Annotated in this window: 13 protein-coding genes and 1 other RNA gene; 5 read left to right on the forward strand and 9 right to left on the reverse strand. The window is 44.2% G+C overall.

The annotated features are described in order from the left end of the window. Positions 1-130: 130 nt before the first annotated feature. The 3 genes from dnaK to grpE all read right to left on the reverse strand — a co-directional run bounded on the left by dnaK (position 131) and on the right by grpE (position 4,761). Positions 131-2,044, reverse strand: coding sequence for a molecular chaperone DnaK (gene dnaK / locus ACTRWI_RS00340; RefSeq protein ID WP_499128324.1), 1,914 nt, complete (start codon positions 2,042-2,044; stop codon positions 131-133). 469 nt (positions 2,045-2,513) lie between these two features. Next, positions 2,514-3,788 (reverse strand): dicarboxylate/amino acid:cation symporter, encoded by a 1,275-nt coding sequence (locus tag ACTRWI_RS00345; RefSeq protein ID WP_499128326.1) that lies wholly within the window; start codon positions 3,786-3,788, stop codon positions 2,514-2,516. 391 nt (positions 3,789-4,179) lie between these two features. Next, positions 4,180-4,761 carry a nucleotide exchange factor GrpE gene (gene grpE, locus ACTRWI_RS00350; RefSeq protein WP_004737573.1) on the reverse strand — a complete coding sequence of 194 codons (582 nt, stop codon included), beginning with the start codon at positions 4,759-4,761 and terminating at the stop codon, positions 4,180-4,182. Between the two features lie 143 nt (positions 4,762-4,904). Here grpE and nadK point away from each other — a divergent pair, with 143 nt between their 5' ends. The 3 genes from nadK to bamE all read left to right on the forward strand — a co-directional run bounded on the left by nadK (position 4,905) and on the right by bamE (position 8,572). After that, positions 4,905-5,789 (forward strand): NAD(+) kinase, encoded by an 885-nt coding sequence (nadK, locus tag ACTRWI_RS00355; RefSeq protein WP_004737572.1) that lies wholly within the window; start codon positions 4,905-4,907, stop codon positions 5,787-5,789. A 591-nt stretch (positions 5,790-6,380) separates the two neighbouring features. Next, positions 6,381-8,045 (forward strand): DNA repair protein RecN, encoded by a 1,665-nt coding sequence (gene recN, locus ACTRWI_RS00360; protein ID WP_499128329.1) that lies wholly within the window; start codon positions 6,381-6,383, stop codon positions 8,043-8,045. Between the two features lie 167 nt (positions 8,046-8,212). Then, positions 8,213-8,572, forward strand: coding sequence for an outer membrane protein assembly factor BamE (bamE, locus tag ACTRWI_RS00365; RefSeq protein WP_004735159.1), 360 nt, complete (start codon positions 8,213-8,215; stop codon positions 8,570-8,572). Positions 8,573-8,731: 159 nt separating this feature from the next. On the opposite strand, the gene ACTRWI_RS00370 is transcribed toward bamE, so the two are convergent. Next, complete coding sequence (locus ACTRWI_RS00370) at positions 8,732-9,040, reverse strand: RnfH family protein (protein WP_004737569.1); 309 nt, start codon at positions 9,038-9,040, stop codon at positions 8,732-8,734. A gap of 3 nt (positions 9,041-9,043) precedes the next feature. Continuing rightward, on the reverse strand, positions 9,044-9,472 hold the full coding sequence (locus ACTRWI_RS00375) for an SRPBCC family protein (RefSeq protein WP_063522687.1): 429 nt from the start codon (positions 9,470-9,472) through the stop codon (positions 9,044-9,046). Positions 9,473-9,590: 118 nt separating this feature from the next. On the opposite strand from ACTRWI_RS00375, the gene smpB reads away from it, so the two are divergent. Then, on the forward strand, positions 9,591-10,076 hold the full coding sequence (gene smpB, locus ACTRWI_RS00380; RefSeq protein ID WP_004737567.1) for an SsrA-binding protein SmpB: 486 nt from the start codon (positions 9,591-9,593) through the stop codon (positions 10,074-10,076). A 66-nt stretch (positions 10,077-10,142) separates the two neighbouring features. Then, positions 10,143-10,509: a transfer-messenger RNA gene (ssrA, locus tag ACTRWI_RS00385) on the forward strand. 197 nt (positions 10,510-10,706) lie between these two features. Here the strand turns inward: ssrA and ACTRWI_RS00390 are convergent. The 4 genes from ACTRWI_RS00390 to ACTRWI_RS00405 form a co-directional block, all read right to left on the reverse strand. Further along, positions 10,707-12,587 (reverse strand): ATP-dependent zinc protease family protein, encoded by a 1,881-nt coding sequence (locus ACTRWI_RS00390; protein WP_499128331.1) that lies wholly within the window; start codon positions 12,585-12,587, stop codon positions 10,707-10,709. A 303-nt stretch (positions 12,588-12,890) separates the two neighbouring features. After that, positions 12,891-13,700 (reverse strand): M15 family metallopeptidase, encoded by an 810-nt coding sequence (locus ACTRWI_RS00395; RefSeq protein ID WP_499128332.1) that lies wholly within the window; start codon positions 13,698-13,700, stop codon positions 12,891-12,893. A 79-nt stretch (positions 13,701-13,779) separates the two neighbouring features. Then, positions 13,780-14,508 carry a DUF429 domain-containing protein gene (locus tag ACTRWI_RS00400; protein ID WP_499128335.1) on the reverse strand — a complete coding sequence of 243 codons (729 nt, stop codon included), beginning with the start codon at positions 14,506-14,508 and terminating at the stop codon, positions 13,780-13,782. A 51-nt stretch (positions 14,509-14,559) separates the two neighbouring features. Further along, positions 14,560-16,272 (reverse strand): class I SAM-dependent methyltransferase, encoded by a 1,713-nt coding sequence (locus ACTRWI_RS00405; protein ID WP_499128337.1) that lies wholly within the window; start codon positions 16,270-16,272, stop codon positions 14,560-14,562. Positions 16,273-16,435: the final 163 nt, after the last annotated feature.

Raw genomic sequence — 16,435 nt, forward strand, 5'->3', positions numbered from 1 at the left:
CAAGCTTAAATACAAATATACGGGCGTGAGAGTTTCCTCTGACGCCCGCACTAGTAAGTCATTGAGACTATGTAATTTCTAAGCAGGTAGCTCAACCTCTAACATGAAATTAAGCTACTCTGTGACGAAATTATTTTTTGCCGTCTTTAACTTCTTCAAACTCTGCGTCAACCACATCGTCGTCTTGCTTAGGTTGCTCACCCGCTTCAGCGCCAGCTTGCTGTGCTTGAGCTTGTTGTTGAGCAATTTCCATTAGCTTCTGAGCTGCTTGCATAAGTTCTTGAACTTTAGCGTCGATAGCTTCTTTGTCGTCACCAGACTTAACTTCTTCTAGTGCCGCGATAGCTGCTTCGATCTTCTCTTTCTCGTCTGCAGGTAGAGCTTCACCAGCTTCTTCTACTTGCTTCTTAGTACCATGAATCATTTGGTCAGCTTGGTTACGAGCAGTTACTAGCTCTTCGAACTTCTTGTCCGCTTCTTTGTTAGCTTCTGCTTCTTGTACCATTGCTTCGATCTCTTCCTCAGACAGACCGCCTGATGCTTGGATAGTGATCTTCTGCTCTTTACCAGTCGCTTTATCTTTCGCAGATACGTTTAGGATACCGTCAGCATCTAGGTCGAAAGTTACTTCGATTTGTGGCATGCCACGTGGTGCTGGTTGGATACCTTCTAGGTTGAACTGACCAAGAGACTTGTTGTAAGTCGCTTGCTTACGCTCACCTTGTAGTACGTGGATAGTTACCGCGCTTTGGTTGTCTTCAGCTGTAGAGAACACTTGATCCGCTTTTGTAGGGATAGTTGTGTTTTTCTCGATTAGCTTAGTCATTACGCCACCCATCGTTTCGATACCGAAAGATAGAGGAGTAACGTCTAGAAGTAGTACGTCTTTAACGTCACCAGCTAGTACACCACCTTGAACTGCAGCACCCATTGCTACTGCTTCGTCAGGGTTTACGTCTTTACGAGCTTCTTTACCGAAGAACTCAGCAACTTTAGCTTGAACCATAGGCATACGAGTTTGACCACCAACTAGGATAACGTCAGTGATTTCGCCTACAGATAGGTCAGCATCCGCTAGAGCAACTTTTAGAGGCTCAAGAGAACGTTGTACTAGGTCTTCAACTAGAGACTCAAGCTTCGCACGAGTCACTTTGATGTTCATGTGCTTAGGACCAGTCGCATCAGCAGTAACGTAAGGTAGGTTTACGTCAGTTTGAGTAGTAGAAGAAAGCTCGATTTTCGCTTTTTCTGCTGCTTCTTTAACACGCTGCATTGCTAGTGGATCAGTTTTAAGGTCGATACCTTGCTCTTTCTTGAACTCATCTACTAGGTAGTTGATCATGCGGTTATCGAAATCTTCACCACCAAGATGAGTGTCACCGTTAGTTGAAAGAACTTCGAAAGTCTTCTCGCCTTCTACTTCATCGATTTCGATGATAGAGATATCGAATGTACCACCACCAAGGTCGTAAACAGCGATAGTGCGATCACCGCCTTGCTTGTCTAGACCGTATGCTAGAGCAGCAGCCGTTGGTTCGTTGATGATACGTTTAACATCTAGACCAGCGATACGACCAGCATCTTTAGTTGCTTGACGTTGAGCATCGTTGAAGTAAGCAGGAACAGTTACAACTGCGCCAGTGACTTCTTCGCCTAGGAAGTCTTCAGCTGTTTTCTTCATTTTCTTAAGAACTTCAGCAGATACTTGAGGAGCAGCCATTTTTTGGCCTTGCGCTTCTACCCATGCATCACCGTTATCAGCCTTAACAATGTTGAAAGGCATGATTTCGATATCGCGTTGAACTTCTTCATCTTCAAAACGACGACCGATTAGACGCTTGATAGCGAACAGTGTGTTTTGAGGGTTAGTAACAGCTTGACGTTTTGCAGGTTGACCAACTAGCGTCTCGCCTTCTGTGTATGCGATTACTGATGCTGTTGTACGTTCGCCTTCAGCATTTTCGATTACGCGTGGTTTGTCGCCGTCAAGAACAGCAACACAAGAGTTAGTAGTACCTAAATCAATACCAATGATTTTACCCATCAGGCTATCTCCGAAATATATTCTATTAAGTTTTTGCTATACCCACTGATGTGGGGGTGGTAATTAGAGATTCAACCCTAATACACAAAATTAAAGTGCAAATACAATTTGCTTTCGTATGCACCATAGATAAGGGCTCACGATACCTTTTCAAGGGTAGAAACGGATTTTTTTACATTTATTTTAATAAAAAGAATGATTAGGTAAGAATGCATATCATTAACACACTAATAAACCCGGAATTCGATTCAAAAGCACCGTTTTTCCTTGTGTGGAAAACATCTGGTGTTGCTGTACAAGTCTTATGGCTAACGATCAACGCCAAGAAAAACTCAACGCAACCGCGCTGCTCCACAGCACCCCAAATAATATCTATCTTTATCATTCAATAAAAAACGGAGCCACTTGGGCTCCGCTTTCAATCAAGGCTTTCAACATAGACATTGTCTATAGAAGGAAGAACTTTAAATTAAGCTTCTGCTTTCTTCAGTTCAACTTCTTCGTCTGCTTCAACGCCGATTTCGTTTTCAGATTTAGCAACGATAGTGTTTACCGCTGTGTCACCCACTACGTTTGAAGAAGTACAGAACATGTCACAGATACGGTCTACAGCAGCAACGATAGCTAGACCTTCTGGTGGTAGACCTAGTTGGTGTAATAGAACACCTACCATTACTACACCACCACCTGGAACACCACCAGCACCGATAGACAGTAGCAAGATAGTTAGACCTAGAGTGAAGATATCAGCAGTGTTGATTGGCTGACCAAATGCGTTTGCTACGAACATAGTTGCTAGTGCGATGTAGATAGATACACCAGACATGTTCATTGTTGCACCTAGTGGTACACCGAAGCCCGCTACTGACTTCGATACGTTTAGCTTGTCAGTAAGAGTGCGCATTGTTACTGGGATTGTCGCGTTCGAACTTGCAGTAGATAGTGAGAATAGAACTTGCTCTCGAGTTGCACGTAGGAACTGCTTTGGAGAAATACCAGTGAATGACTTCACCATCATCGGGTAGAAGAAGAAGATCCAGAACACAAGCATTGCAACAACAAGCGCTACGTAGCCAGCTACTGACATTAGCGTGTTTGCATCCAGTGTTGCACCTAGTTGAATCATCAGAGCGAATACACCGTATGGCGCTAGGCTCATTACTAGACCGATAAGCTTCATCATGATTTCGTTAGCCATCTTGAACGTCTTGATAGCTGGGCCACCACGAGAATCAAGCGCTTGAATAGCAAGACCTGTCAGAATCGCCATGAAGATGATTTGTAGCATGTCGCCGCTTGCGAATGCTTGTACTGGGTTGCTAGGAACGATGTTCACAACAAGAGAGAAGATGTCTGGTGTTTCTGTTGTTGTAAGTGCAATCGTCTCAGAAACCGTACCTGCTAGGTTTGCACCCGCACCAGGTTGGAAGATAAGACCAATCGTTAGAGCAGCAGAGATCGCGATGATGGTGTTAATAATGTAAAGACCAAAGGTTTTACCACCAAGACGACCAAATGAACGGATATCTTTTAGTTCAACGATACCGCAAACAATAGATACATATACAAGAGGCACTACTAGCAACTTGATAAGTGATACGAACATACCACCAGCACCTTCTGCAGCACCAAGTAGGTAAGTGTCAAAAATAGCGATTCCGCTGAATAGGTACTGAATAGCAGTACCAATAATCAGGCCGATAAACAGGCCTACAAAAATCTTACTTGAGAGCGATTTATCCATCGTTCTTCTCCAGTCTGTTGTGTTTAAAATTTGTACTTTTATAGTTGTATATGCGAGTAATATCGCTATATGGCAGTGGATTTTACATACAAAGATAACAATTAAAAGCATTTGTTTACAAAAATATCACAATTGTGACATCAAAACATTTTCTTATTTACAACCAGTTTCATAACATAAAACTCTAAACCGCTGTTCTGTTTGAAATACAAAGAACGACATCCTTAATGCAGTTTGACGGACTATTTACGCGAACTCTCAAGTGGTAGGCATAAAAAAAGAGAGGCATAAGCCTCTCTTCTTATTTCACATCAACTAGTGAATTATGTTGTAACTGCTGCTCGCTTAATCAGTAAAAGGTCGAACCTTTCGCTATGCAAGCACCACTCAATTACTTAGCAACCATTACCATTGCAGGACGGACGACACGACCGTTTAGCTCGTAGCCTTTTTGCATCACGAACATAACCGTGTTTGATTCGTGATCTGGGCTTTCTTGGATAGACATCGCTTGGTGGAATTCAGGGTTGAACGCTTCACCTTCAGGGTTGATCTCTTTCAGACCGAACTTAGCAACTGTGTCCACGAATGTTTTGTGCGTAAGCTCAACACCTTCGTATAGTGGCTTAACCACTTCGTTTTCAGCGTCTGCAGCTTGCATTGCACGCTCAAGGTTGTCGATAACAGGCAGTAGGCCTTCAGCAAACTTGTTCAAAGCGAATTTACGCGCTTTATCAATTTCTTGCTCGCTACGGCGACGCATATTTTCAACTTCAGCTTTAGCGCGAAGAACAGAGTCTTGCTGCTCTTTCACTTTAGTTTCGCTAGCTAGCAATGCCGCTTCTAGTTGAGCAATCTTTGCTTCCTGCTCATCAGCAGCGTCTGCGTTTAGTTCAGCTTCTTCAACTTTTTCTGCTTCAGCAATGATCTGATCTAGTTCTTCTTCGGTTACTTTGTTTTCTTCGTTGCTCATGATATCTCCAGAATTCGTTTCCAATGCAAGTGACAGGCGGGTTTGCGCCTCAAATTGATATAAAACACTCGCATAGACGTTCAACTTGCCTTTATTATGGGGATGAAGAATTTTGATTCAAGCCTAATTCGTTTGGAAACCTTATGAAAAAGCCATTTGAAGTGATCGCCATTATTGGTAAACCTCGAGATCAGCAAGCAATTCAGACTCATAGAGAACTCTATCAGTGGCTGAGTGCAGAGGGTTATCAAGTGTTTGTTGATGACAGACTCGCCAGTATTTTAGACGATATCCCAAAAGAACATTTTTCTAGCCTGGTCGACTTAGGTAAACGCGCCGATCTCGCCATTGTAGTCGGTGGTGACGGAAACATGCTCGGCGCTGCTCGAATCTTATCTCGTTTCGATATTTCAGTTATTGGTGTGAACCGAGGTAACCTTGGCTTCCTGACCGATCTCAACCCGGAAAACTTCCAGAGCGCGTTGACCGATGTTCTCAAAGGCGAGTTCATGGAAGAAGAACGCTTCCTGCTTGAAACAGAGATCCACCGCCACGGCCAAATAAAAAGCCATAACGCGGCACTAAACGAAGCAGTACTTCACCCTGGCCAAGTCGCGCACATGATCGAGTTTGAAGTGTACATCGACGACAGCTTCGCTTTCTCGCAGCGTTCTGATGGTTTGATCGTGTCGACGCCAACTGGTTCTACCGCCTACTCGCTTTCTGGCGGCGGCCCAATCTTGTCATCAAGCTTGAATGCGATATCTTTGGTACCCATGTTTCCTCACACGCTTTCAAGCCGACCGCTTGTTGTCGATGGGAAACGTCACATTAAATTGATCGTATCGCCTGATAACCGCGGCACTCAAGAAGTCAGCTGCGATGGCCAAATCTCTCTACCTGTATCTCCAGGCGACGAAATCCACATTTACCAAAGCCCAAATGTGCTCAAGCTGATCCATCCGAAAGACTACAACTACTACCATGTCCTACGTAACAAACTGGGCTGGTCGAGTAAGCTGTTCTAGCTAAACGGCACTAGTAACAACCGAAAGTTTCAGAGGCTGACAATATTCGTCAGCCTTTTTTATTACCAAATAGGTTCCCTACTACGCTCCTTCGTCGCTATAGGGAATGACGACTACAAACAATAAACCTCATCCTAACCGTCATTCCAAAACTGAGGGACGGGGTGTCTGGAATCTCATCCACCAAAACAAATCACAAAACGATTCCCGACAACGCTCCTCCGTCGCTATAGGGAATGACGGCAGCGAACAGTAAACCTCACCCTAACCGTCATTCCAGAACCGAGGAACGAGGTGTCTGGAATCTCATCCACCAAAACAAATCACAAAACGATTCCCGACCACGCGCCTTCGTCGCTCTAGGGAATGACAGCTACGGACAGTAAACCTCACCCTAACCGTCATTCCAGAACCGAAGGCAGAGGTGTCTGGAATCTCTTTTCGTAAATAGACCTCAATATCAAGCACCTACAAACGAAGTTTGATTTGATCGAACTCACAAAAAATTTTCACCTGCCGGCTTTACTGTATAAAGAAACAGTATATACTGAACTTATATACAGTATTGTTCAATTATACAGGTAAATAAAAATGCTGGCTCATTTAAGTGTTAATAATTTCGCTATTGTTAAGTCTTTACAGCTAGAACTTTCTAAAGGCATGACAACAATCACTGGGGAAACTGGTGCGGGTAAATCTATTGCAATCGATGCTTTAGGTTTGTGTCTTGGAGGGAGATCTGATGCAGGAATGGTTAGACAAGGTGAAGAAAAAACCGAAGTCAGTGCTGCTTTCTTACTTGAGAACAATCTGCACGCAACTCGCTGGTTAGAAGATAACGAACTTCTAGACGGCACCGAATGTATCCTGCGCAGAACCATCTCTAAAGAAGGTCGCTCGCGTGCATTCATTAACGGTAGCCCGGTTCCTCTTTCACAATTGAAATCCCTAGGACAACTGCTGATCAACATTCATGGTCAGCACGCGCATCACCAGCTGATGAAAAGCGACTACCAAATGGCAATGCTTGACCAATACGCGGGCCATTTAAACCTATTGAAATCGACACGTAACGCTTATCAAACTTGGCGCCAAGCAGACAATCACCTAAAAGAGTTACGTGAAAACAGCCAACAAAACCAAGCTCAGAAACAGCTTCTTGAATACCAAATCAAAGAGTTAAACGAGTTATCTATTGGGGAGGAAGAATATGAAGAGCTCGAACAAGAGCATAAGCGCCTCGCCAATAGCGGAGAATTGGCCTCAACCTGCCAGCAAGCTATCGAACTTATTTACGAAGGTGAAGAAGTTAATGCGCTTGGTATTCTGCAATCGGCCAATCACTCCCTAATTCAATTAGCAGAATTAGACGAGCGACTTGCTGAGCTACCAAATATGCTGTCTGAAGCCATTATTCAGATTGAAGAGACCAACAGCGAGCTAAGAACTTACCTTGATAGCATCGATGTCGATCCAGGTCGCATGGCTTACGTTGAGGAGCGCTTCTCTAAAGTGATGTCGATGGCACGTAAACACCACGTATTGCCTGAAGAGCTGTATAAACACCATCAAGACTTACTACAACAAGTTGAAGCCTTGGACTGCTCTGATGAAAAGCTTGAAGAGTTAGCGAATGACGTTGAAAACCAATACCAATCATTCGTAGAAAAATCTGAGAAGCTGCATAAATCTCGCGTTCGTTACGCGAAAGAGCTTAACAAGCTGATCACGCAAAGCATGCACGAGCTCAGCATGGAAAAAGCGCAGTTTGCGATTGAAGTAAACCACACCAACACCCACCCATCACCATTGGGGATGGATAACGTGACCTTCATTGTGTCTACCAACCCAGGCCAACCGATGCAACCAATCGCTAAAGTGGCGTCCGGTGGTGAGCTATCACGTATCTCACTAGCGATTCAGGTGATCACCGCGCAAAAAGTCGATACACCAAGTCTGATTTTCGATGAAGTGGATGTGGGTATCAGTGGCCCAACCGCTGCTGTAGTCGGCAAGATGCTGCGTAAGCTGGGCGAATCAACTCAGGTAATATGTGTGACTCACTTACCTCAAGTTGCCGGTTGCGGTCATCAGCAGCTGTTTGTGGCAAAGAACACGAAATCAGGTAAAACCGAAACTCAAATGCACACACTTGATGAGCAACAACGCGTTTCAGAGCTGGCTCGACTGCTTGGTGGCAGCCAAATTACCGAGTCGACCCTTGCCAACGCAAAAGAGTTATTAGTCGCAGCTTAGATTAAATCTTCAGCAACTTTCTGATAATTTGATGAAAAATATTGGCAATTTTGCAACTAAATTCAAAATTGCCAGTCATAACAAGCTCAAAGCGCAAGGAGCTTTTTACTTCTTGCTGGAGCTTGTTTATTATCAGGCAGTATTTTAGCGAAGAAAGATCTCAAACTATGCGAATTAAAAAGTGGTTAGTTGCAGTTCCACTTGCACTAACAATGTTGACCGGTTGCTCTCTACTAGAGAAGTTGGTTTATCGAATTGACATCAATCAGGGTAACTATGTTGAACAAGAAGCTGTCGACCAGCTCAAGTTTGGCATGACAAAAACACAAGTTCGTTACGTTATGGGCTCACCTATGCTTATCGAAAATGGCTACCCAGATACGTGGTACTACATTTACCACCACCAAAAAGGTCATGAAGACCCGATTCAGAAAAACCTCGTCGTGAACTTTGATGCTACTGGCACCCTAGTTACGATCAACGGTGATTTTGAAGCCAGTGATGAGTTCTTCGAAAGCCTTCGCTAGCTTTCAGTAGACAAGCTCTCAATCAAGAATCTTAAAAGCCTGCTCAATGAGCAGGCTTTTTAATATTTGCTTACAAATTAACCCACTAAATCTCACTCACAAACACAAAAAAGCTCGCCAATGTGGCGAGCTCTCTGTGAATTTAATTCATTTTCGATGCTATTTAGCAGCAGCTGCTTTTGCTTGTTCGGCACGTTTACGTCGAATCTCTTTTGGATCAGCCAGCAGAGCACGGTAAATTTCTATACGGTCTTTATCACGAACCGTTGCATCTAACTTCACGTTACGGCTGAACACGCCAACCTTGTTTTTCGCTAAGTCGATCTCTGGGTACAGTTCCAAAACACCAGACTGCGCAATAATTTCTTCAACGGTCGCATTCTTGTTCACAACCAAAGTAAACACACGCTGTTCATGCGGAAGTGCAAACACAACTTCTACGTGGATCATATCTGATTCAATAGTCATGGTTTAGTAAACCTGTTTCGCTCGTTGAGTAAATGCGCTCACCATGTTGGTCGTTAGCTCATTGAAAATCTTACCAAATGCCATTTCAATCATTCGGCTAGAGAATTCAAATTCTAACTTAAGCTCGACCTTACAGGCCTGGTCATCCAATGGGGTAAAATACCAACCGCCTTGCAGTTTCTTAAACGGGCCGTCCACCAGCTCCATCAAGATCTCAACGCCATCCGCTAAACGATTAGACGTTGTAAATGTTTTGCTAATACCGGCTTTAGAAACATCAACCGAAGCCACCATTGCTGAATCTGAAAACTCTATCACACGAGAACCAGAACACCCTGGCAAAAATTCAGGATAACGAGCAACATCATTGACCAAGTCAAACATCTGGTCAGCACTAAATGATACTAATGCTGAACGAGTAACCTTTGGCATATAGACTCCTGTTAAAGACAGCGTTACATTAAACAAACCACAATTTTAATGGTATTGAGCCAGAGCGCAAATAAAAAGGATTCCCCATCTTTCGCGCAATCCGTATAATGAGGCCATTATGGCAAAGAATAAATCAAAATCAAAAGCCGGTAGTAATACCATTGCGCTTAACAAGAAAGCTCGCCACGAATATTTCATCGATGATGAAATAGAAGCGGGGCTTGAGCTACAAGGCTGGGAAGTAAAATCCCTACGTGAAGGCAAAACCAATATCGCAGAAAGCTACGTTTACATCCGTGATGGCGAAGCATTCATTAGTGGTATGACGATCACTCCGCTTACTCAAGCGAGTACTCATATCGTGGCGAACCCAACACGTGTCCGTAAACTCCTAATGTCGAGAAAAGAGCTCGATAACCTATTCGGTCGTATTAACCGTGAAGGCATGACACTTGTCGCAACCGCACTTTACTGGTCTCGCTCTTGGGCGAAGATTAAAATTGGCGTAGCAAAAGGTAAGAAACTGCACGATAAACGTACTGATATGAAAGAAAAAGATTGGGCGAGAGATAAAGCACGAATTATGAAGAGTAATTTGCGCTAATTTTAAGCACTTAAACGCACAGTGCTAGACAGGCATAGCTTTTCTGGTACTATGCAAGAACACTTTGGGGCTGATTTAGGATTCGACAGGAATTTTGCAGTCTGAGGTGCATGCCGTGGGGCGGTTGGCCACGTAAAAAGCCGCAAAAAAATAGTCGCAAACGACGAAAACTACGCACTAGCAGCTTAATAACCTGCTCAGAGCTCTCTTGCCCTAGCTTCCGCTCGTAAGACGGGGATCAACAAGAGATCAAACCCAAACAAGCTAGCGTGGCTTCTCCCACCTGAGAGGAAAAGCGCGAATTATAATTCAGGTTAGCCTTTAACTAGCGTGTCGGTTCGCAGGTTGCTGGTGAATTTAAAGATCGACTAAGCATGTAGTACCAATGATGAATAGTTTTTGGACGCGGGTTCAACTCCCGCCAGCTCCACCAAACGTTTGGAAAGGGCCAACTCGAAAGAGTTGGCCCTTTTTTGTTTGTCTAAAGGCCACAAAATAAGATGTGTTCAGCGGTAATACAACGAGCTAATAACTCATCAAAACAGTTAGTTATTAAAAAGCCACACATCCCATTACTGAAATGTGTGGCCGTTTAGAACTGCTCTCTTTCGCTTTTAGTAAGTTGGGCCGTTACTCCATTTTCCCTAGAACGTAATCTTCATCACTGCTGACTACCGCGCCGTACTTCAGGAAGTTCTTACCTAGAATCATGCTGTATTCAAATCGAGAACGATCTTGAAGGTTCACTCTCACCTCTTTCTCTAGGTCGCCTAACTTCACTTTCATTTCTACGACAGGGCGAATGTTTACCTTCTCGCCTTTCTTCGCTTTAATGCGCATCACATCGATCACTGGCTTGGTGAACTCTTGCTTATCGCCTTGGTTGTTTTGATAAGTAAAGGTCACCATGTCTTGGCCGTCTTTCTTGAATCGCTTGATGTTCACCGCGTTCATAGAGCTCACATCAGCACCTGTGTCTAGCTTGGCAGGGAATTTCATGCCGTTCACTTCAACCACTTCAATGTGCCCGACTTTAAACAAAGGCTCGGCTTTCAATAGGTAGTCAGAACGCGTGTTTACGTAAACGCCCTCTTTCGCCATCTTCTTACCGAGAATGAAGTAAGCTTCTTTTTCGTTGCTGTTTAATACATCGATAGCAAACTCTTGTGTGCGAACCTTGCCAGAAGCCGAGAACTCACCGCTCACTACTGGGCGAGTATCGTCCCCAACTTTGAGCTTTTTAATGATTGGCTTTGTGACTTTCTGCTGTTCGCCATTCGCGTCACTTAGGTAAAACTCAACCGATTCATCTTTGCCCTTGCCGACAATTTCAAAACTGTCCACCTTCAATAAAGGCGTGTTTACAGTAAAAGAAGCCACAGCCTTTAGCGAGAACCCATCAAGTGTGATGTCCTCTTCCGGTGAGATAATCATTGGGGAACCCACTTCAACCACATTGCTAAAACTCGATGAACCTTGTGAGAGCAAATTCTCAGCATTGGTATCAATCATAAAGAATTCGCTGGCGGTATTCGTCCCTACCTTTAACTGAGAAGTACCGCCTGAATGCTCGCTCAAATAAACAAGCACATCTTTAATGGTATTCTCATCGAGTTGAACTGGTACATACGCAAGAGGCCTCTGATTTCCGCTCACATTTAGCATACGAACTAACGGTAATGTCACCTCTTTTTGCTTGCCAGTGTTACCGACGATATCAAACGTGACTTCGCTGTGTTTTTTGTCTACATCAATATTTTTTGCATGTAGGGTACTGTAGCGATTCTTTAAAGAGAAGGTCGCATTCATTGGTATGCCCGAAATAGACACCACCTCTTTACGACCAACCACCGTTGCGTTCTCTTGCTCTTGCAAATAGTCGTAGCCAGCGAACACCAACGCGTTGTCCGCTAGGAAGGTTTTACCGATTAATACAGGTGCAGAGAAATGGCTTCTATCCGTGAGGTTAACGTCAGTTTTTAGTTCTTGATTAGCGATGGTCAGAGACATCTTTACCGTCGGACGAAGCAATGGCTTACTACTAGTGCGACTACGTATAACACTGACACGCTCTAAAGGGGCCTCAACCTTTACTTTCTCTCCAGTCCGCGGGTTTTGCACCTTAAAAGAAACGATCGCCTGATACTTTGCAAAGTGGCTGCCATCCCAATCACTGTAGTGGAGAGCTCTGTTGCTCCGAACCTCTTCGACCAATGCCGCCATCAACTCCTCATCTTTGAGGTTCTTGTAGTCGGCATGGAGACTTCTCACATGAATATCTTCAGCATGCATCGAAGTGGTTTCTGCACCGGTGTCGATTTTACCCATGAAAGGGACGTCTTTTAGCCCTTGAACGCCAGAGAAGTACACATTCTCAGTTCGCCCTAAGATCACTTTACCATCAAGTTCGTAACTCGGATTTTGCGTGGTGTTAGAGGTGTCTGTAGCCAAAGAGTATTGTGACAAAAATAGAGAACTTAAAAGAGTTAGAGTCAAAGGGATCTTTTTCATTAGTTAGTCCGTTGTGATCAGTTCACTAATAATACTGGTGAAATGGCAATAAGTTCCCCCACCAGCAATGATTCTCACATAACGTTTACGCTATGACTTTTTCAATGACAAACCGATGACTTTGCATCGCATTATTTCATCAATTGTGACTAACAGACACTCAATAACGTTTGGATACTCAGTGTGTTATTGGAGAAACGAATACACAAAAGGCCAACGACGCGCGTTGACCTTAGCGATTAAAAATACCCGTGAAGCGAGCTTAACTTGCTAAAACACGAACGGTTCTAGATAAACATAGCACTAAAAAGTCCCGACTGTTTTCTTTGCACAGATAGCACGAGCTTTTTCTGCACCCTCACCTTTATTTTTATTAAAGCATTGGCGGTAAGTTTCGACGTATCGCTCAAATAACACTTTGGCTTCTGGTTTGGGTTTAGAGAGCAGTTGATTGACGAACTTCCTTGATCCCACTTCGAAATGCTGAGTATCAATTGGGGAATTCCAGTCCCCTCCCCAGATCATAAAACCATAATGTGCAAACAACTCGACCACATCTTCCGCCATGCCTCGGCGTTCAATGTTATTGCGAGCACGAAAACGCGTTCTGTTCACATAGCTAGTCGCCGATTGTGAGGGCTTGACCGTGATGGTTCCGTTACTATCGAACGCTAAGAAAGGGTTTTGAACTGGGTTGATATCGATTGCCACACCGTAAGCATGCTTCGACCAACCTCCTCCACCAGTGATAGGCCGAGCATTAAACGCACTGCTGTTGTTCGCTTCCATCGAGGCGTTATCATCACCTTTGAACTCACGCATTAGGCGCGCAGAATGCAGTGGGAAGTTACGCTGTTTAAGTTCTAAAAAGAGTTGTTCAACAGAAGGGGCGATAACATCAAACACAATCATATTCCCCTGCTGCGTTTCGCCTTTAAAGTTAATGAAATCAAAGTCCACTTTGGATAGACGCTCGCAGCCAACAGGTGCTCCGCTACTCAATACCTTGTTCTTTTTCATCATGTCACATTGCCATTGGGACACAGGTGCTACTTGACCGTAACTCACCGCACTGCTCAAAGTTACCAGCAAACCAACAATTAAACGATTCATATCAAGGCTCAAAAACATCAAGAGTAAAAAGATAGGGAGTGGAAAATAACACACTCAACCTAACAGAGCGCATACTTCGCTAGTGCACTTTGTTCCAATAAACGATTTCGCGAACTCGACCATTCTGATCCTTATCCGCCTCTCCATCAATCTCAGAAAGTTCTGGCAAGCACGACAATGTTGGAGCGTGATAAGCAATCAACATCAATATAAATGCATCATAAATGTCATCTATCGCGACATCTTTACGCTTGGTGTTTGAGATAGCTAACGCCACAGCCTCACACCATTGTGGGGCGAGTTGCTCAATAATAGAAAGCCTTTCTTCTTTGCCCTCTTGGGTTCGCTTCGAGAAGGTAAGCGGTTCCCCTTTCAAGGCAGCGAACACCACCTCAGGGTGAGACTCTCTGATAGATAAATGTGAGTGATTATCGATGAGTTTATCTAGCTCTCGGATTTTTGGAACAATACCCCAAGTTTGCTTAGAGAACTTCTTACCAAGCTGCTGCACATTGGCATTGCACGCCGCAATGTAATCGGTTTGGTAAACCGCCTCACGGCACGGAACCGGAAACACCGAAGCACCACGTTTGCTGGTTAGAAAACGCCTTGCTGCTTTGTCGCATAAACGATCTGGAGCCTGCGCATCACTAAAACCAATCGGCATGTCGATAAGCGCCGTCGCACCGATAAGATCACTCGCTAACTCATCGAGCGCCTTCACTACTTTAAACACTGGCGCCTGATCATCAGAGACAATCCAAGCGATCCACCCCGCCTTACAGCCATCAATTCCGATGTATTTCATTATTTACTCTACCGTTACATAAAGGGTTAAATTAGCGGGTAAGCGTGACGCTCAATGCCACTCATTGATTAATAGTCGACTTTTTACACCACGCACCTGCAGACCCATTGCGTCAAACACCTCTTCGAAGTCTCGACATTGTGGGGGAATATTAGGTAAAGAAAGAGCCGCTTCAGAAAAGAATTGCTGTTCAAAATGAGCCGAATCACTCCACGCCAATTGCCACCATTCGAGAATACGAGGTTTAGACGCGCGAAGTTTTTCAGCGGTAGGCACTTTGTCACTTTTGCTTAAGTTCTCTTTGCTTGTGGTTGGAAAGAGGTTCCACTTATCGTTATTCGGCCAGTAAGCAAAAGGCAGACAGTGATCAATGTGATACTCATTTTTTAACGATTTTCCACTCCAGATGCTGACAATGTCTGCATGTTCAGCTCTAAGTTGCTCAACTCTTTTGCGTACGTCACGAGTGTCGTGGTTTCGGTCAATCCAGACTAAACAGTCATGATAGGTCTGTAGTGAAATGTTGCGCTGTCGATTTAACTCAAAACGCTGCATCTCTATCACCCATTGATTCACGACTAGCGGCTCAATCCAAGAGTGATAGATTCTGAAACATTGCCATAAGCTTTCATCCAGTGTGAAGTAACCAAAGCTTGCTAAGAATTCACTGTCGATAACTAGTGATTCTCGACTCTTTCGTCGCTGTTGAGGTGGGAGTATTTCAAACAACTTATTCTCCTTAGTACCCTGATAAATAAAGGTCACAGGGCCCGATTTAATGGTGCTGATCGTCTGTGAAAACAACTTCTGCAATGCTTTGGCTTCATCACCAATAAACAGAGTGCCTATCGCTAAATCATCGGCACTGAGATGCTTGAGCTTGTTCCAGCCATCGTCTTTTACAAAGCCTAGGCCTTTACTCGTGTTACTATTTTGCTGAACCCCAACGCCTTCTATATCGATATCAATGAGACGCTTAAATTGCCTAACCCAATACAGAGCAACCAAACCCACTGGTAGAGATATTTTGCCATCGGTTCGATCAATCACAGCACCTGAATGGGCATCTGCGATTCGCAGCAAGGTTCTTAACAGAGCCAATTTGTATGTGGCCGATTTATTGTCATTCACAATAATGTGACGCACTTTGTTTAAGTCACCAGAGCCGTCATCTGGCAAGGTCATCACTACGGTTTGCCACCAAACCTCACTGCGCTTCAAGGTATCTTGGCTATCATCGACATGACGCACCAACAAAGCACTGTTCTTCGATAAACGCTCAAGCTCTTCAACCGAAACTTCATAGCCCTCTCGGTCGTCATGAAACTCTCCATGACGTAGCGTAATCACCAATTTGCCATTTGGAGCGAGTAAGTTAGATAACTTTCTGAATGCTCGCCCTCGATATGACGGTGCAAGGTGCATCCACACAGCACTGACTAGTATCAGGTCAAAACGCATTCCAAGGTTTTCAGTTCGACTCAAGGATGGGAGTGAATCATCCAACCATGTAACATCTGGCCCAGTGTATTCTGAGCCCTGCATACGTAATGACGCACTGGGTTCTATCGCGATGACTTCCGCCCCAGCCTTTTGCATACATAACGCATCACGGCCACATCCCGCCCCTACATCTAGCACCTTATCGCCCTCTAAAGGCCAATAAGCTTGCCAGCTTTTATGAACAGCTTCGAAAGCAACAGAGTGGTACTGCTGGCAAAGTTTGCGGGCATTTTTATCGTAAAAAGGAATCGATGAAGACATATGCGCTATTGGAGTAAGGAGTCTAGCTCCATAGTAATAGTGACCTAACAAGATTACTAGCGGCACATATCGGTTCAGCCACTCCCATCAACATTCACCATTAGTCGCTGTTTTATATAAACATATCTCCACCAACCCATTCAGATAACAAGCGCCTAAAATC

It is taken from the genome of Pseudoalteromonas sp. G5_S1_14_S5, from assembly GCF_054968605.1.